Consider the following 17,662-nt stretch of genomic DNA (forward strand, 5'->3'; position numbering starts at 1 on the left):
GCTCAGCGAACTTTCTTCCGAACCTTCGCGAACTCTCGCCCGGCCTTGGTGCCACCGTCGACCAGGATGTCGACCCCGGTCAGATAGCCGGGTGCCTCGCTCGCGCAGAACGCGAGCACCGCCGCGACCTCCGCTGGCTTGCCGAACCGCTTGATCGCCGCGGACTTCACCAGCTCGCCTGCGCCGTGGTTCTCCTCCAGCCGCCCCATCGCGGTGTCGAAGCTCCCTGGTGACACCGACACGACCCGCGCTCCCCGCTCACCGAACTCGGCCGCGAGGAAACGGCTGTACCAGTGCACGAACTTCTTGCTGATCGCATAGGCCAGTCCGGGCTTCAGCTTCCGTCCGACGAACCTCGCGCGGCTGACGATCGCCTGCTCGAACTCCTCCGGTCGTTGCTCGGCCAGCCGGAAAGCACGGAGCCGGGCGAGGAACTGGGGAATGCTGTGTCCGGCGGTGGAGGCCACGTTGACCAGCGCGTCACCGTCCGCGGCCCGCGCCAGGAATGCCCGCGCGATGTGGACGGTGCCGGTGGCGTTGATCCGCGCGATGCGTTCGGCCGAACCCATGTGCGGACTGATGCCTGCGGCGTGGACCACCGCGCGAACGCGGCTTCCCGCCGCCTCCGCACGCTGGAACAGCTGCTCGACGGATGCCTTGTCGGTGATGTCGCAGACCACGCCGCTCGCGTCGACTCCGGCGGTGGTCAGCTCGCGCACCGCGTCATCAAGACGCGTCTGGTCGAGGTCTGCCAGCACGATTCGATGGTCGTGGCCCATGAGCCTTGCCGTTGCCAGTCCCATGCCGCCGGTTCCGCCGGTGATGATCACGGCGGGGTGTGTGGCCGACGTTCGAGCGGTGCGCACTACGCGGTCCGGTTCCGTGTGGTGAGCGTCGCGCCCTCCACGTCCAGCTCGGGCAGCCAGCGCAGCCACTTCGGCAGCCACCACGCCGCGTTGCCGAGCAGGGCCAGGGCCGCGGGGACCAGGACCATGCGGACCACGAAGGCGTCGAAGAGGATGCCGATCGCCAGGGCGAAGGCGATGGACTTCACCGTGGGGTCGCCCGCGGGGACGAAGCCGGCGAACACCGAGAGCATGATCAGCGCCGCGGCCACCACCACGGGGGCCGCCTGCCGGAAGCCGGTGACGATCGCGTCCCTGGCCGAGCCGCCGCGGTGGCGTGCCTCGTGCATCCGGGACACCAGGAAGACCTGGTAGTCCATGGCCAGGCCGAACAGGATGCCGATCACCACGATGGGGGTGAGGCTGATCAGTGGTCCGGTGGTGTCCAGGTTGACCGCCCCGGCCAGCCAGCCCCACTGGAACACCGCGACGGTCGCGCCGAGCGAGGCGCCGACGGTCAGCAGGAACCCGAGCACGCCGACCAGCGGCACCAGCAGGGAGCGGAACACCAGCACCAGCAGCACCAGCGCCAGGCCCACCACAACGGCCAGGTACAACGGCAGGGCGGCGTTGAGGGCGGCGCCGACGTCCACGCCGACCGCGGTCTGGCCGGTCACCGCGGCCGTTCCGCCCAGGTGCGCGCGCAGGTCGGCCACCAGCTTCTCGGTGGCCTCGCTGGTCGGCCCGGACTTCGGGAAGACGGTGAGCAACGCGGCACTGCCATCGGCGTTCGGACGGGGCGGGGCGAGGAAGTCGACGTCGTCCAGCCTGCCGATCGTCTCGGCGGCGCGACCGGCGTTCGCGACCGGGTCACCGCCCTCGAACAGGACCAGCAGCGGGCCGTTGAAGCCCTTGCCGAAACCGTCCGCGAGCAGGGCCTCGGCCCTGGCCTGGGTGCTGTCCGCGGCGGGGATCTGCACCAGCGTGGTCCGCATGGACAGCACCGGCAACGCGAGCACGCCCAACGCCACCATCCCCAGCAGCAGCGCGGAGATCCGGCGGCGGAGGACCAGGCCGATCCAGCCGCGGTAAAAGCCGCTCTCCTGCACCTCGGCCGCAGCGGTGCGCTGCTTGCGCGGCAGCGCGCGGCGGCCGAGGTAGCTCAGCACCGCGGGCACCAGCGTGACGGCGACCAGCACGGAGACCACGATGGTGGCCGCGGCGGCGATGCCCATCTGGGTCAGCAGCGGGATGCCCGCGACGGCCAGGCCCACCAGGGCGATGACCACGGTGACCCCGGCGGTCACCACCGCCGAGCCCGCGGTGCCCACCGCGACGCCGATGGCGGCGCCGACCTCCGCGCCACCGCGCAGTTCCTGCCGGTAGCGGTTGATGATGAACAGCGCGTAGTCGATGCCGACCGCGAGACCGAGCATGGTGGCCAGGACCGGCGTGGTGGACTGGAGCTCCATGAAGCCGGTGGCGATGGTGATGCCGAGCGCGCCGATGCCCACGCCGACGGCCGCGGTCAGCAGGTTCATGCCCGCGGTGACCAGCGATCCGTAGGTGAGCGCGAGGACCAGCAGCGCGACGATGACGCCGATGGCCTCACTCACGCCGCCGACCTCCGGCGTCGTCATCATGGCCTCGCCGGTGACCTCGACGGTCAGCCCGCTCGCCCGGGAGCCTGCCACCGCCTCCAGCAACGCGGTCCGCTCCTCGGCGCTCACCTCGCCCATCCTGGCGCGGTAGGTCACGGTGCTGTAGGCGAGGTCCTGGTCGCGGTTGACCGCGGGCGCGGCCGGGTCGAGCGGGTTGCCGGCCGAGGCGACACCGGGCAGCTTCGCCAGGTTCGCGACCAGTTCGCCGACCGCCTTGGCGTTCTCCGGCGTGGTCAGCTGCTGACCATCGGGCGCTTTGACGACCACCCGCGCGGTCGCGCCGGTCATGCCGAACTCGTCCTTGATCCGGTCCAGGGCGGTGGTGGACTCCTGGCCGGGCATGGACAGGTTGATGGCGGTGGTGCCGGCCAGGGTGGTGGCGCCGAGGATGGAGCCGGCCAGCACGAGCAGCCAGAGCAGGACGATGGGGAGCCGGTGCCGGTGGGCAGCCAGGCCCAGGCGGTGCAGCAGACGTGCCACGGGACTCAGTCCTCCACTGGTGCGGGCGCTCGGGAGTGACCGATCGCGTCAAGGCAGGTGGTGATGATGTGCGGTCGCCAGGCGGTTCTGTCGCCCTGCTGGTTCGCGGCCAGGCAGAGCATGGCCAGTGCGCTCAGCGCGCCGATGATCCGGACCAGCCGCTCGGTGTCACCGCTGGTCAGGTCCACGGCGAAGATGCCGAACACGTGCGACTGGTCGTGCACGACGTGCTCGGGGCCGGTGTCGGCGTCGGGGTTGTCCAGCGCGCGGAAGGCCAGCGAGACCAGGCCGGGGCGGTCCAGCGCCACGTCGGTCAGCAGCTCCAGGGCGCGCCGGTCCCGCGCGGGACCGGGTGGCAGCGAGGACACCTGGTCCAGGATGCGCAGGCCGAGCTCGTCGACGAGTCCGCGGGCCGCCGCGAAAAGCGCTTCCTTGCTCGGGAAGTGGTGCAGCAGACCGGCTTTGGACAGGCCGGCCGCGTCAGCCACGGTCTTCAGCGAGGTGTGCGCGAAGCCGTGCTGGGCGAACAGGGCCGCGGCGGGCTCAAGGATGCTCTCGCTCGCCTGTTGTCGTTGCGTTCGGGCCATGCGCTGGACAGTACGGGGTCACCGACCGATTCGGTAGGTAAACTGACCGAATCGGTCGGTGACGTGGGTCGCACCTCGGCGTTCCGGGGTCAGGCGGGGTACTGGTACGCCGGGTAGGTCAGGTAGCCCGCGTCGCCGCCCTGGTAGTAGGTGGCCTCGTCCACCGGCGCGATCGGCAGTGCGTTGCGCAGGCGTTCGACCAGGTCCGGGTTGGCGATGAAGGCGCGGCCGAAGCTGATGAGCTCCGCACCCAGGCCCAGCCAGTGGTCGGCGTTGTCGCGACCGGTCTGCTTGGCACCCAGCGGCAGGACCGGGTTCATGATCAGGGTGCCCGGCCAGGCGCGGCGCAGGTCGAGCAACACCTCCTCGTCGGTGGTGGCTTCCAGGTGGACGTAGGCCAAGTCCAGGCGGGCCAGTTCGCGTAGCAGGGCGGTGTAGAGCTCGGGGATGTCGGTTTCCTGGACGCCCCAGAAGGTCGCGCCCGGGGACAGGCGGATGCCGGTCCGGCTCGCGCCGATGGCATCCACGGTGGCAGCGACCGATTCGACGGCGAAGCGGATCCGGTTGGCCACCGAGCCGCCGTAGTGGTCGGTGCGCAGGTTGGCGTTGGCGGAGAGGAACTGCGAGATCAGGTAACCGTTGGCGCCGTGCAGTTCCACGCCGTCGAAGCCCGCCTCGACGGCGCGGCGCGCGGCCTCGGCGTAGGACTGGGCGTGTTCGGGCACTTCGGCGGTGTCCAGGGCGCGCGGGACCGGCGCGGGCTGGCGGCCGCTCGGGGTGAACACCTCACCGACGGCGGGCACGGCGGAAGGGCCGACCGGCTGTTGGCCGGTGGTGTCCGGGTGCGAGACCCGGCCGCCGTGCATGAGCTGGGCGAACAGGCGGCCGCCGTTGGCGTGCACGGCCTCGGTCACCGGCCGCCACGAGGCGACCTGCTCGTCGGTGTGCAGGCCCGGCGTGCCCGGGTTGGACTGGCCGATCAGGCTTGGCTGCACGCCCTCGGTCACGATCAGACCGGCCGTCGCGCGCTGGGCGTAGTAGCTCGCCATCGACGGGGTGGCCAGGCCGCCGGGCGCGGCCCGGGCCCGGGTCATCGGGGCCATCACCACCCGGTTGGGCAGGACCAGGCCGCCGAGCTGGTAGCGGTCGAAAAGTGTTGGCACGTCAGGGCTCCTCTGTTCCGCGGCACCCGATCCAGGGCGTTGCGGCTACGCTAGAACCTCACATGGATGTCAGAGGCAAAGACGTGTGCCATGGGTCACAGCGGGAGGGTGAAGTGCGCATCGGGGAGTTGGCGGCGCGAACCGGGGTCAGCGTCCGGTCCCTGCGCTACTACGAGGAACAGGGCCTGCTGGTGAGTCGCCGCAGCGCGAGCGGGCAGCGGCACTACACGGAACGGGAGGTCGAGCGGGTCCACTTCATCCAGCGGATGTTCGCCGCCGGGCTGTCCAGCCGCACCATCGCCGAGGTGCTGCCCTGCGTGGACTCGCCGAGCGCGGCGAACGTCGACGCCGCGATGGCCCGCATGGAGCGCGAACGCGACCGGCTCTCCGCGCACATCGCCGAGCTCAGCCGCACCAGGGACGCGCTGGACGAGCTGATGGCCACGAACCGTTCGTACCGCGCGACTTTCCGCGCGGCGGCCAGCTGATCCCGGCTCAGAGGTCGACGGCGAGGTGGGCCGACCGGGCGCGGGAAACGCAGCAGTACATCCGGCCGGGCGGTGCGCCGATGTCGTCGCGGTGCTCCGGTTCGCCGTCGACGAGCGGGATCTCACAGCTGCCGCACACCCCTTCCTGGCAGCCGGACGGGATCCGGAATCCGGCGTGGTTCAACGCGTCCAGCAGCGACTCATCCGCGCCGACCTGGATCGTCTGTCCTGATTGGACACAGCGAACCTCGAACGGCGTGTTGGGCGCGAACTCCTTGACCTGCGGCCGGAAACGCTCGATGTGCAGTCGCTGAGCGGGAAACGCCGCCTCGGCCGCGGCCAGCATCGAGGCGGGACCGCAGCAGTACACCAGCGCCTCCGGGCTCAGCGTGGCCGCCAGCGCGGTGAAGTCGGGCCTGCCCTGCTCCTCGGTGGCGTGCACGCGCACCCGGTCACCGTGCGCGGCGCGGAGTTCCCCGGCGAAGGGCATGGTGGGCAAGGACCTGCCGACGTAGGTCAGCGTGGCCTTGGCGCCCGACTCGACCGCGGCAGCGAGCATGGGCACGATGGGGGTGATGCCGATGCCGCCGGCCAGGAACAGGTACTCCGGCGCGGGCAGCAGCGGGAAGTTGTTGCGCGGCAACGAGACCGGCAACCGGTGGCCCGCGCGGAGGAACAGGTGCAGGTACTCCGAGCCGCCGCGGCTGAGCCGGTCGTGCCGGACGGCGACGCGGTAGGTCTCGCGGTCGGCCGGGTCGCCGCAGAGCGAGTACTGCCGGATCAGCCAGTTGGGCAAGGTCAGGTCGACGTGCGCGCCCGGTTCCCACGGCGCCAGCGGGCCGTCGGCGCCGCGCAGCACGAGCGAGACGACGCCATCGGCGAGCGGCTCCACGCGGTCCAGAACTGTCTGCTGCATAGGGAATCTCCTCAGTACAGCTTCCGGTAGCCTGCTTCGACACTGGCCGTCAGCACCGCCGGATCGAAGTCGATACCCAGCTGCTCGACCGCGATCTCGCCCATGGACGGGATCTCGGCGGCCAGGGCCTGGCTGGCCGGATCCCACAACCGGGACCGGATCAGCGCGCGGCCGCAGTGGAAGTAGACCTCGGCCACCTCCACGATCAGCGCCAGCTCGGCGTCCCGGCCCTCGGTGCGCATCCGGGCCAGCACGTCCGGTTCGTCGGTGGGATAGGCATGACCGTTGACACGCAACACCTCCCGCAGCCCAGGGATGACGAACAGCAACCCGATCCCGTCGTTCTCGGCCAGGTTGTGGAAGGAGTCGGCGAGCTTGTTGCCCGGCCGGTCCGGGATGGCGAGGGTGCGCTCGTCCAGCACCTTGACGAACCCCGGGTAGTCGCCGCGCGGTGAGCAGTCGGGCAGGCCGCTGGCATCCGAGGTGGCCATGGCCAGGAACGGCGAATGCGCGATGAAGCGGTGCGCGTGCCGGTCGACGCGATCCTTGACCTTGACCCTGGCCATCGGCTCCGGCTGTCCGAGCCTGGCCCGCACCTCCTCGAAGGAGAGCCGCCGCGGGCGAGCATCGCTGCTGGTCATCCCGCAATTATGAGCAATCGTTCAGGTGGCGCGCTACTCGCGTTCAGCCTAGTTCTTCCGGTGTGCGGGGACATCGGGCCGAACCGGCCCGGCAGCACGGTCGCCTTGCGGGTGCTCGCTTCTCGCGCCGCCTGTCAACCGGTTCCGCGCGAACCGCAGCGGAGCTGGAGCCAGCAGGACAACCGGTCGTCCGGGTGGCCGAGCAGGTCCACGCCGAACAGGTCCTGCACCCGCCGCAGCCGGTACTTCAGCGTGTTCGGGTGCACGGACAGCCGCCGCGCCGCCTCACCGACGTTGCCCGCCGCGTCCAGCCAGGCGGTGACCGAGTCCGCGTACTGGGTGCGGCGGGTGCGGTCGTGCTCGACCATCGCCTCGATGCCGGGGTGGCGCAGACCGGGGTGGCGGGCCAGCTCGTCGGCGAGGTGGGTGAGCAGCACGCTGGCGTGCACCTCGCCGAGCGCGGCGACCGGCCGCCCGTCGGGGTCGGCGGTGGTCACCCGGAGGATGTCGTCAACCTCGGTGCGCAGGGCGGGCAGCTCGGCGGCCTCCCCGGTGGTACGGCTCAGCGCGCAGCGCACCGGCGCGTCCAGGGTGCTTTCCAGCGCGGCGACCGCCTGTTCGGCGAGCCTGCGCGCGGTGGCCGGCGGGTCGCTGAACAGCAGGACGTAGACGGTGCGGTTGATGGTGGCGGTGGCCGCCTCGGCGGAGACCGCGGCCCAGTGCCGGGCCGCGGCGGCGCTCAGCGGCACCTCCGGCGAGGACTCGCGGCGGGCCGGGGCCAGGCCGAGCAGGGTCAGCTGCGGCGGGTCGGGCAGGCCGAGCCGCACCCGCGCCTCACCAGCGATGTCCTCGCCGACCAGCGCGCTGCGCAGCGCGTTCTCCCGGACCTGCCGGTCGAGCTCGGCGGCCCCGCGGTGGCGCAGCAGGTGGGTCGCGGCCAGCCGCGCGCCGTCGAGCAGCGCGGACTCCCCCGTCTCCCCCAGCGGCGACTCCCCCTCGATCGCCCAGATGGTGCCCAGCGGCCGCTCACCGGCCCGGATGGCCACCGCCACCCGGGGCAGTTCGTCGGGGCCCAGCACGGGTAGCCGCACGACACCGTCAGCCGCCAGCACCTGCCGGTACTGGCCAACCTGCTCGGGCTGGTCGGGGACGCGGCGGTCCAGGATGCCGCGGCGGCGCAGCTCGTCGATGCGCTGCTCGGGCAGTGAGGAGTAGGCGAGCACGCGGTTGTCCAGGTCCTCGATGGACACCGAACCGCCGATCACCGCGGCCATGGCGTCGGCGAGGGCGTAGAGCTCCTCGCTGGTGCCGCCCACGTTCGGCGATTCCGACATCCGCACCGCGGAAGTATAGGCAGTTCCGCCAACGACTCGGCCGTGCGCCGGAACCCAGAATGGCGGCATCCCCCGGAAACGGAATGAGGCCGCCTTGCCGAACGGTGTGTCGCTGCGGGAGCAGCTACTGCGGCGAAAACCGGTGCACGCGCTGCTGGGTGACGCCACCGGCGGCCTGCGCCGCACCATCGGCACCTTCCAGCTCACGATGATCGGCATCGGCGCCACCATCGGCACCGGCATCTTCTTCGCGCTCAGCTCCACCGTGCCCAAGGCCGGTCCGGCGGTGATCGTCTCCTTCGTGCTCGGCGCGGTCACCGCGGCGCTGACCGCGCTGTGCTACGCCGAGCTGGCCTCCGCCGTGCCGGTCGCCGGGTCCTCCTACTCCTACGCCTACGCCACCCTCGGCGAGCTGGCCGCGGTCGCGGTCGGCTGGTGCCTGCTGCTGGAGTACGCGGTCTCCGCCGGGGTCATCGCGGTCACCTGGGGCCAGTACCTCAACGACCTGACCGAGCGGCTCTTCGGCGCGCAGCTGCCCGCGGCGATCACCGCGCCACCCGGCCAGGGCGGCTACGTCAACCTGCCCGCGGTGGTCCTGGTGGGGCTGTGCTGCCTGCTGCTGGTCCGGGGCGCGCGCGAGTCGGCGGTGGTCAACACGGTGATGGTGCTGCTCAAGCTCGGCATCCTGGCGCTGTTCGTGGTCATCGGCGCGTCCGGGTTCGACGCCGGGAACCTGCACCCGTTCGCCCCCCATGGGTTTCGCCGGGGTAGGCGCGGCGGCGGCCACCGTCTTCTACTCCTTCATCGGCCTGGACGCGGTGTCCACCGCCGGTGAGGAGGTGCGCGACCCGCGCCGCACACTGCCGCTGGCGATCCTGTTCGCACTGCTGGTGATCACCGCGGTGTACGTGCTGGTCGCGCTGGCCGGCACCGGCACCCCGGTGGTGGGCACCGTGCTGGTGGGCGGTTTTGTCGCGCTGATCGCCGCGGTCGTGCCGCTGGACCAGCTGGCGAACCTGACCAGCATGGGCGCGCTGGTCGCCTTCGCGGTGGTCTCCCTCGGCGTGATCATCCTGCGGCGGCGGGAGCCGGAGCTCAAGCGCGGCTTCTCGGTGCCCGGCTACCCGGTGGTGCCGCTGCTGTCCATCGGCTGCTGCGGCTACCTGGTCTACCAGCTCCCGGCCGGGACCTACCTGCTCTTCGGCGGCTGGCTGCTGCTGGCGCTCGCGGTCTACCTGCTCTACAGCCGCCACCACTCGCGGCTCGGTGCTGACCAAGGAAGGGAACGCGCACCATGACGCGCACACCACGGCGGGGTGTGGCGGCCGTGCTGGCCGCCGGGCTCCTGCTGGCCACACCCGCCCCTGCGGTGGCCGCGCCACCGGAACTGGACGCGATCATCCACGGCGGCAAGGTCTTCGACGGCAGCGGCGCGCCCGGCCGGATCACCGACGTGGGTCTCAAGGACGGGCGCGTGCACCGCATCGGCGACCTCAGCCGGGTCCGGGCCCGCGCGCGCTACAACGCCACCGGCCAGTTCGTCACGCCGGGCTTCATCGACGTGCACGCGCACACCGACACCGGCGCGCCACTGGCCTCGGCGAAGAGTTCGCTCACCCAGGGCGTGACCACCGAACTGCTCGGCCCCGACGGCGGCGGCACCTACGAGATCGACAAGCAGCTCAAGGAGCTGGACGCGGTCGAGAAGGGCATCAACCTCGCCCCCTACGTCGGGTTCAACACCGTGTGGCAGGCCACGATGGGCGAGAAGGACACCCGCCCCACCGCGGTCCAGTCCGCCCAGATGCGCGCCCGGATCGAGCGCGGCATGCGCCAGGGCGGCTGGGGTGTCTCCGGCGGCCTCGGCTACCCGCCTGCCTCCTACGCGCGCACCAACGAGGTCGTCGACGTGGTGCGCGGCGCGCGCTCCTGGCGGACCCTGTTCACCGACCACATCCGGGACGAGACCAACCTGGTGGTCGAGTCCACCGCGGAGGACATCGCGATCGGCAAGGCCGCCGGGCTGATGCCGGAGATCACCCACCTCAAGGTCGCCGGTCCGCGCAACTGGGGCAAGTCGGCGACCATGCTGCGGCTGCTCCGCGAGGCGCGGGCCGCGGGCACGCACGCCGGTGGCGACGTCTACCCCTACACCGCCGCCTCGACCGCGCTGGAGTTCTACGTGCCGGGCTGGGCCAAGGACGGTGGCACCGCGGCGATGCTGGCCCGCTTCGCCGATCCCGCGCTGCGCCCGCGCATCGACACCGAGACCAGCGCGTTCGTGCGCGATGACGTCGGCACGCCGGACAAGGTGGTGCTGCCGGAGCTGGCCAACAGGTCGGTCGCCGACCTCATGGCGGAGTACGGCGGGGTGAGCATCGGCGAGGCGATCATGCGAATCCTGGCCGCGCACAACGGATCCATCCTCGCCGTCATGCACATCGGCTCAGAGGAGGACCTGGCCAACTTCATCACCGACCCCTTCGTCGCCTTCTCCTCCGACGGCGGCGTCACCGACTCCGCGCACACCCATCCCCGGCACTACGGCAGCTACCCGCGCGTGCTCGGCCGCTACGTCCGCGAACGCGGCCTGCTGTCCTGGGAGGAAGCCATCCGCAAGATGACCGGCCTGCCCGCGACCATGGTCGGCATGGTCGACCGCGGCTACCTGGCCGAGGGCATGGCCGCGGACGTCACGGTCTTCGACCCCAAGACCATCGGCGACCGGGCCACCTTCGCGCAGCCGAAGCAGTATTCCGTTGGCGTGCAATGGGTTTTTGTCAACGGCAAGCTCGCGCTCACCGGCGGCGAACCGACCCGCGCCGCAGCCGGGCAGGCCCTGCGCCGGGCTTCCAGCATGCCCACCCGGCCGCAGAACGCGGGCCGCGACCTCAAGGCGAACGCGGCGGGCCTGCTGCGACCGCTGGACGGCCGTGGCGCCAGCGTGCTGGCGGCCTCGCTCAGCCAGCGAGCCGGGGAGCGGACCGCTTCGGGCGCGGTGCTGGTCGCCGGCCCGTTCGGCGTGCTGCGCTCGACCCGCCTGGGCAGGCTGCAGACCTCCGACGGGTGGTTCAGCGTGACCGGGATCGGCAAGCTTGCCAACGGCACCGAGCGCGCATTCACCCTGACCGTCGACGAGCAAGACCCGCTGGCCGGACCCGACCGGCGGCGGGCCACGGTCCGGATCGACGGGACCGGGCTGAGCTACGGGAGCCTGACATGACGAGCAAGACCGAGCCCAGCTTGGCCGGGGTGACCGTGCGAGAGTTGCGCACCACCGAGGAGTGCGTGGCGGCTGAGGCGCTGCTCGCGCAGGTGTGGGGCACTCCCCCGCACACGCCGCCGATCCCGGCCGACCTGCTGACCAGCCTGCTGCACAGCGGCGGCTGCGTGCTCGGGGCCTTCGCCGGGGAGGCGGTCGTGGGGCTCACCGTGGGCGTGGCCGGCGCGCCAGGCTCCGACAGCCTGTACTCGATGGTCGCCGCGGTCGCCGCCACGCACGCCGGTCGCGGCATCGGCCTGGCGCTCAAGCAGACCCAACGACTGTGGGCGCTGGAGCGCGGCGCTGCCACCATGGTGTGGACCTTCGACCCGCTGGTGCGGCGCAACGCGCACTTCAACCTCAACCGGCTCGGCGCCCGCGTCACCGACTACCGGAAGGACTTCTACCCGCCCATGAACGACCTGGTGAACCGAGCCGACCACACCGACCGGCTCGTCGTGATCTGGCACCTCGACGACCCCGCACCCCTTGCCGCACCTGAGGATTCAGGACCGCGCGTGCTCGACCAGGACGCCCAGGGCGAGCCGCTGGTCACCGGCGCGCCTGCCGATCCGGTCTTGCTGGCCTGGGTGCCACCGGACATCGAGACCATGCGCCGCGAGGATCCCGCCAAGGCGCGGCGCTGGCGGCTGGCCTCGCGCACGGTGCTGGCCCGCGGCTGGACCGCCGGGTACCGCCCGGCCGGGATCACCGCCGAGGGCTGCTACCTGCTGTGCCAGGAGCAGGCGGCATGACCGGCACCCGGATCGAGCTGCGCACCGTGCACATGCCCCTGGTCCGTCCTTTTAGGACATCAAAGGGCGTGGAGACCGAGCGGGAAGTGTTGCTGCTGCGCTGGATCGGACCGGCAGGGGAAGGCTGGAGCGAGTGCGCCGCCGGTCCCGAACCGGTCTTCTTCGCCGAGTACCTCAAGGGCGCGCAGCACGTCATCGAACACGTGCTGCTGCCGCTGCTGCCCACCGGCGAACCGGTCACCGCCGCCCGCGCGCAGCAGCTGATGCGCCGGGTGCCGGGCAACGTGCTGGCCAAGGCCGCCGTGGAGACCGCCATCCTGGACGCCGAGCTGCGCGCCCGCGGCATGCCGCTGGTGGACTACCTGGGCGGCGTGCGCGAGCGGATCGAGGTCGGCGTCTCGGTCGGCATCGCCGCTGACCTCGCCCAGCTGCTGGCCTGGGTCGAGGGCTACCTCGCGGAGGGCTACCGCCGGATCAAGCTGAAGATCGAGCCCGGCTGGGACGTCGAGCCGGTGGCCGCGGTGCGCCGCGCCTTCGGCGACGACCTGCTGCTCCAGGTCGACGCCAACCAGGCCTACGGCAGCGCGGACACCCAGGTGCTGCTCGCGCTGGACGAGTTCGGCCTGCTGCTGCTGGAACAGCCGTTCCCGGCCGACGAGCTGGTCGCGCACGCCCGGCTGGCCGAGCGGATCACCACCCCGATCTGCCTGGACGAGTCGATCACCGGCCTGCAAAGCGCGACCACCGCCCTGGCGCTGGGTGCGGCCGACGTGATCAACATCAAGCCGGCCAGGGTCGGCGGCTACCTGGAAGCACGGGCCATCCACGACCTGTGCCGCACGCACAACATCCCCGTGTTCTGCGGCGGGGTACTGGAAACCGGCATCGGCCGGGCGGCCAACCTGGCCCTGGCCGCGCTGCCCGGGTTCACCCTGCCCGCCGACATCTCGGCCACCAGCCGCTACTACACCAACGACATCACCCAGTCCTTCGAGCTGGTGGACGGCTGCCTGGCGGTCCCGGCGGGACCGGGCAGCGGCGCCGTCATCAACCACGACGCGCTCGACTCGGTCACCACCGGGGTGCGGGCGATCGACCTCAAGGAGGCACCATGAGCGGCCGGTTCCGGCACTGCGCTCTCATCCTGGCCCTCGCCATGGCCAGCGTCCTGCCCACACCCGCGGCCGCGGCGCCGGAGCGGGACTTCGCCAAGAAGATGAACGAGGCCCTGACGCAGGCCGCCGCGGCCTTCGGTGACGCGGGAGTCCAGGCCGTGGCGCTGCGCAACGGCCGGGTGCTGTGGTCGGGCACCCGCGGCGCGGCGATCAACGAGCCGCGGCAGCCGGTCACCGAGGGCACCATGTTCGCCTACGCCAGCCTCAGCAAGCTGATGCTGACCACGTTCGTGCTGCACCAGGTCGAGCAGGGCGCGCTGGCCCTGGACAAGCCGATCTCGGCCTACGTCGGCGACGAGGTGGCAGGCTCCCGGGTGGTCAACCTCCGCATGCTGCTCACCCACACCAGCGGCTACCCGGACCTGTACTCGGACCCGGCCACCGCGCCGCTGTTCCCGCCCAGCGCGAAGTACGACCCGAACCGGCCCTACACCTTCGAGCAGCTCAAGGCCGGCATCCGCGAACCGGTCGAGCCAGGGGCGCGCTTCGCCTACTCCAACACCGGCTACATCGTGCTGGGCCACGTGCTGACCAGGACCACCGGCGGCGACCACGGACTCCGCCGCGCCTACCAGCACTTCCTCCAGCGCGCGGGCACCCGGCAGACGCCGATGACCGAGCACCTGGTCACCATGGACCGCTCCCCGCAGGCCCTGCACCGCTTCGCACACGGCTACAGCCGCCAGGAAGACGGCTCGCTGCAGGACTTCTTCACCGCCTACGGCGCCAAGGGCATCCCGACCGACCTGTACGGCCTGCCGTTCACCGACGGCGCGCTGGCCGGCACCGCCCTGGGCGCCGGCCTGGTCCTGGACGCGGTGTTCGCCCGCGGCAACCTGCTCCGCCCGGACACCGTGCGCCGCATGACCACCCCGTCCCCGCAGTCGGCCGCGAACCCCGACGGCGACCGCACCTACGGCATGGGCACCTCCCGCACGAAGTCCGGCGGCCGCACCTGGCAGGGACACGGCGGCAGCTACATCGGGTTCACCTCGATGGCCGGGACCGACATGGCCCGCGGGGTCACCATCGCGGTGGTGGTCAACCGGTTCCAGTCGCAGCACCCGGCGGAGACGATCTGGCGCAAGCTCACCGAAGTGGCGTGAACCGGCACCACTCCGCTAGGCTGACTAAAATTTCAGTAAATGGTCGCCGTCAGCCTGCCGTGGAGTGAACTCGTGCCGCCCAACCCGCTGTCCCGCCGAACCGTGCTGCACGGCCTCACCGGGCTGAGCGCGCTCGCCCTCACCACGGCGTGCACAGCCCGGGACTCCCCTGCTCCGGCGACCTCCCCCGCCACCTCGCCGGAGCAGGCAGCGGCTCCTGCCCGGCGGTTCGGGGCCGAGTGGGAACCGCACGCCCGGACCTTCCTGTCCTGGCCGGCCGCCACCGCGATCTGGGGCACGGACCTGAGCGGGGTTCGCGCCGACATCGCACGGCTGGCACAGGCGATCGCCGGGTTCGAACCGGTGGTGCTGCTGGCCCGGCCGGAGCAGGCCGAGGCGGCGCAGCGGGCCTGCGGCAAGGACGTGGAGGTGGTGCCGATCCCGGTGGACGACCTGTGGGCGCGGGACACCGTGCCGGTGTTCGTCGAGGAGGGCGGCACGGTCGCCGGGGTGGACTTCCACTTCAACGGGTGGGGCCGCAAGCAGCAGCACGACCGGGACGGCAAGGTCGCCGCCGCGGTGCTGGCCAGGTACGGGATCCCCGGCGTGGCCACGCCCCTGGTCGGTGAGGGCGGCTCGTTCGAGACCGACGGGCAGGGCACGCTGCTGGTCACCGAGAGCTCGATGGTCAACGACAACCGCAATCCCGGGCTGAGCCGGGACCGGGTCGAGGCGGAGCTGAAGAAGGCGCTCGGGGTGCGCAAGGTGATCTGGTTCGCCGGGGTGCGCGGCGAGGACATCACCGACGCGCATGTGGACTCACTGGTCCGCTGCACCCCGTCCGGCACGGTGCTGCTGGACCAGGCCGCCCCTGGCACCCCACCGGACTCCTGGTCCCGGGCCGCCGCCCAGGCCAAGGAGGTGCTGCGGGAGGCCACCGACGCCGACGGCAAGCCGTTGCAGGTGGTCGAGCTGACCCAGCCGGACCCGGACCTGGTGGCCGGGTACCGGGACACCAGCGTCATCTCCTACGTCAACTTCTACGTCGCCAACGGCGCGCTGTTCCTGCCCCGCTTCGGCGACCGGCAGGCCGACGACCGGGCCCAGCAGGTGTTACGCGAGCACTTCCCCGGACGGGAGATGGTGCCGGTGGCGATCAACGCGATCGCCACCGGCGGAGGCGGCATCCACTGCGCCACCCACGACCAGCCCCGCTAACGCAGGTCGGGCGGGGTGAGTGGCGCGGCGGTGCGGGGCACCGGGCCGGGGCACAGGGCGGCGGTCAGGACCTGGTTGAGCATGGCCAGACGCGCGGCGGGCGGTGCGGTGAGGTCCATGCTCATGCCCGCGCTGATCTGGCGGTCGGCGGCCCTGGTGTGCATGCTCCAGGTGTTGAAGCCCGCGAAGTCGCCGCCGTGGCCCCACCAGTCCGGTCCGCCGCACGGGTTGGCCACCGTCATCAGGCCGAGGCCATAACCGAAGGGGCCCAGTGCGCCGGGACGGGCGGTGGTCATCTCGCGCAGTTGCGGCGCCGGCAGCAGGTCCCCGGCGAACAGGGCGGCGAAGAAGCGGTTGAGGTCGCGGGCGGAGCTGATCAGGTTGCCGGAGGCCCAGACCCGGGACATGACGTAGGTCGTCACGTCGGTGGGCGGCTTGTCCGGGTAGAGCTGCTCGTAGCCGCGGGCCGCCGGGCGGAGCAGGAACGGCTGCTGCGCGGGGAACTCGGTGTCCCGCAGGCCGAGCGGCACCGTGATCCGGCGGGCCAGCTCGACCGCGAACGGACGGCCGGTGAGCTTCTCGGCCAGCAGGCCCAGCACCGTATAGCCCGTGTTGGAGTAGGAGAAGGAGGTGCCGGGAGCGAACAGCAGCGGTTTGCCGGTGGTCGACTCGCGCACCAGCTGCTCGGGGCTGAACCGCTGGAAGCGCAAGGTGTCCACCTCGGCCGGCGTGGTCCAGTGCGTGATGTCGCGGGGCAAGCCGCTGGTGTGGCCGAGCAGCTGGCGCACGGTGATCGGCTCCGGGTACGGCAGCAGTCCGGGCAGGTGCTGGGCCACCGGGTCGTCCAGCCCCAGCTTGCCCTCGCCCACCAGTTGCAGCACCACGGTGGCGACGAAGGTCTTGGTCACACTGGCCACCCGGAACCGACCGTTCGGATTCGGCGGCCGTGGCTGTCCCAGCTCCGCGGCCCCGGCCACACCGCGCTCGGCCCGGCCTCCGGTCACCGCCTCGGCGTAGCTGGCAGGCACGCCCGCCGCGACGACCGCGCGTAGTGCGGGATCAAGGCGGGACGGGTCGGCGGTGGCGATGGCGGCGGGCGTGATCACGCTGACCGCCAGGGCGCAGACGCCGAGCACGGTCAGCGTCCTTCTTCTTCTACCTGACAACACCATGCGGCCAGGATGTCCGCCGAGGTGGTCACCCCACCAGTGCCGCCTATCACGGCTGGCCGTGACTTCTGTCAGCTGATCTTCAGCGCAGCCCGAAGAACTCATTGCATACTCGTGCCATGCCAGGAGCACGGCTGACCCACCAGGACCGCCAGGAGATCGCCGAGGGCCTGCGCGAGGGCCTCACCTTCGCCGAGATCGCCAAGCGGCTGGACCGCCCGGCCTCCACCATCACCCGCGAGGTCGCCCGCAACGGCGGCGCCGCGGGCTACCGCCCCAACGCGGCCCAGCTGGCCACCACCCGCCGCGCCCGCCGCCGCCCCGTCCACCGCCTGACGACGCCACCGGAGACCAAACCCGCGCCTGGCCAAGACCTGGTGCGGGAGTTCGAGGAGCGCTTCACCGACCAGCTGGTGCGCAACGGCGTGCCGCGGATGATGGCCAGGGTCCTGACCTGCCTGCACACCACCGACTCAGGCAGCCTCACCTCAGCCGACCTGGTCCACCGCCTCCAGGTGAGCCCAGCCTCGATCTCCGCGGCGGTGAAGTTCCTGGAGGAACAGGAGCTGATCACCCGGGACCGGGACGGCAACGCCCGCCGGGACCGCTACTTCATCGGCGACGACGTCTGGTACCGCGCGATGCTGGCCAGCGCCCAGCTCAACCGGAAGCTGGGCGACACCGCGCAGGAAGGCGCGCAGCTGTTCGGCACGGACAGTCCGGCCGGCCAGCGGCTGCGGGATGTCAGCGTGTTCCTGGAGCGGGTGCACGACAACCTGGTGCTGGCAGCCGAGGAATGGCGCGCGGTGCGGGCGGCCGGCCAGCCCAACGACACAAGCTCGCCCGCGACCGCACCGTAGTC

General features: G+C 71.8%; 16 protein-coding genes and 1 pseudogene. 9 read left to right on the forward strand and 8 right to left on the reverse strand.

The window, feature by feature from the left end; genetic code table 11:
• Positions 1–2 precede the first annotated feature (2 nt).
• From M8C13_RS00775 to M8C13_RS00790, 4 genes are all read right to left on the reverse strand, one after another.
• Complete coding sequence (locus tag M8C13_RS00775) at positions 3–830, reverse strand: SDR family NAD(P)-dependent oxidoreductase (protein ID WP_252478442.1); 828 nt, start codon at positions 828–830, stop codon at positions 3–5.
• A 35-nt stretch (positions 831–865) separates the two neighbouring features.
• A complete protein-coding gene (locus M8C13_RS00780; RefSeq protein WP_252478443.1) occupies positions 866–2,986 on the reverse strand; it encodes an MMPL family transporter in 2,121 nt (706 codons plus the stop codon).
• A gap of 5 nt (positions 2,987–2,991) precedes the next feature.
• Positions 2,992–3,573 carry a TetR/AcrR family transcriptional regulator gene (locus tag M8C13_RS00785; RefSeq protein ID WP_252478444.1) on the reverse strand — a complete coding sequence of 194 codons (582 nt, stop codon included), beginning with the start codon at positions 3,571–3,573 and terminating at the stop codon, positions 2,992–2,994.
• Positions 3,574–3,662: 89 nt separating this feature from the next.
• Positions 3,663–4,736, reverse strand: a complete 1,074-nt coding sequence (locus M8C13_RS00790) for an alkene reductase (RefSeq protein ID WP_252478445.1) — start codon at positions 4,734–4,736, stop codon at positions 3,663–3,665.
• A gap of 113 nt (positions 4,737–4,849) precedes the next feature.
• Between M8C13_RS00790 and M8C13_RS00795 the strand changes: the two genes are divergently transcribed.
• Entirely contained in the window at positions 4,850–5,224 is a 375-nt protein-coding gene (locus M8C13_RS00795; protein WP_252478446.1) for a MerR family transcriptional regulator, read from the forward strand.
• A 7-nt stretch (positions 5,225–5,231) separates the two neighbouring features.
• On the opposite strand, the gene M8C13_RS00800 is transcribed toward M8C13_RS00795, so the two are convergent.
• The 3 genes from M8C13_RS00800 to M8C13_RS00810 all read right to left on the reverse strand — a co-directional run bounded on the left by M8C13_RS00800 (position 5,232) and on the right by M8C13_RS00810 (position 8,115).
• Positions 5,232–6,140: a PDR/VanB family oxidoreductase gene (locus M8C13_RS00800; RefSeq protein ID WP_252478447.1), complete on the reverse strand. Its 909-nt coding sequence runs from the start codon at positions 6,138–6,140 to the stop codon at positions 5,232–5,234.
• An 11-nt stretch (positions 6,141–6,151) separates the two neighbouring features.
• Positions 6,152–6,781: an MSMEG_1061 family FMN-dependent PPOX-type flavoprotein gene (locus M8C13_RS00805; protein WP_252478448.1), complete on the reverse strand. Its 630-nt coding sequence runs from the start codon at positions 6,779–6,781 to the stop codon at positions 6,152–6,154.
• 134 nt (positions 6,782–6,915) lie between these two features.
• Entirely contained in the window at positions 6,916–8,115 is a 1,200-nt protein-coding gene (locus M8C13_RS00810) for a CdaR family transcriptional regulator (RefSeq protein WP_252478883.1), read from the reverse strand.
• A 208-nt stretch (positions 8,116–8,323) separates the two neighbouring features.
• Between M8C13_RS00810 and M8C13_RS00815 the strand changes: the two are divergent.
• From M8C13_RS00815 to M8C13_RS00840, 7 genes and pseudogenes are all read left to right on the forward strand, one after another.
• Positions 8,324–9,233, forward strand: a pseudogene (locus M8C13_RS00815) (APC family permease); the annotation flags it as partial.
• Positions 9,234–9,245: 12 nt separating this feature from the next.
• On the forward strand, positions 9,246–9,413 hold the full coding sequence (locus M8C13_RS45240; RefSeq protein WP_308202757.1) for an amino acid permease C-terminal domain-containing protein: 168 nt from the start codon (positions 9,246–9,248) through the stop codon (positions 9,411–9,413).
• The gene (locus M8C13_RS00820) at positions 9,410–11,338 is read left to right on the forward strand and encodes an amidohydrolase family protein (protein ID WP_252478449.1); all 1,929 of its coding nucleotides are present in this window, start codon (positions 9,410–9,412) and stop codon (positions 11,336–11,338) included. Before M8C13_RS45240 ends, M8C13_RS00820 begins: the two co-directional genes overlap by 4 nt.
• The gene (locus M8C13_RS00825) at positions 11,335–12,132 is read left to right on the forward strand and encodes a GNAT family N-acetyltransferase (RefSeq protein WP_252478450.1); all 798 of its coding nucleotides are present in this window, start codon (positions 11,335–11,337) and stop codon (positions 12,130–12,132) included. Before M8C13_RS00820 ends, M8C13_RS00825 begins: the two co-directional genes overlap by 4 nt.
• Complete coding sequence (gene menC, locus M8C13_RS00830; RefSeq protein WP_252478451.1) at positions 12,129–13,247, forward strand: o-succinylbenzoate synthase; 1,119 nt, start codon at positions 12,129–12,131, stop codon at positions 13,245–13,247. The genes M8C13_RS00825 and menC overlap by 4 nt, the downstream gene beginning before the upstream one ends.
• The gene (locus M8C13_RS00835) at positions 13,244–14,413 is read left to right on the forward strand and encodes a serine hydrolase (RefSeq protein WP_252478452.1); all 1,170 of its coding nucleotides are present in this window, start codon (positions 13,244–13,246) and stop codon (positions 14,411–14,413) included. Before menC ends, M8C13_RS00835 begins: the two co-directional genes overlap by 4 nt.
• Before the next feature lie 39 nt (positions 14,414–14,452).
• Positions 14,453–15,631: an agmatine deiminase family protein gene (locus M8C13_RS00840; protein ID WP_252478453.1), complete on the forward strand. Its 1,179-nt coding sequence runs from the start codon at positions 14,453–14,455 to the stop codon at positions 15,629–15,631.
• Here M8C13_RS00840 and M8C13_RS00845 read toward each other — a convergent pair.
• Entirely contained in the window at positions 15,628–16,803 is a 1,176-nt protein-coding gene (locus tag M8C13_RS00845; RefSeq protein WP_252478454.1) for a serine hydrolase, read from the reverse strand. The genes M8C13_RS00840 and M8C13_RS00845 overlap by 4 nt on opposite strands.
• A gap of 116 nt (positions 16,804–16,919) precedes the next feature.
• Between M8C13_RS00845 and M8C13_RS00850 the strand changes: the two genes are divergently transcribed.
• Entirely contained in the window at positions 16,920–17,660 is a 741-nt protein-coding gene (locus M8C13_RS00850; RefSeq protein WP_252478455.1) for a GbsR/MarR family transcriptional regulator, read from the forward strand.
• Positions 17,661–17,662: the final 2 nt, after the last annotated feature.

The sequence above is a fragment of the Crossiella sp. SN42 genome, from assembly GCF_023897065.1.
Classification (GTDB): domain Bacteria; phylum Actinomycetota; class Actinomycetes; order Mycobacteriales; family Pseudonocardiaceae; genus Crossiella.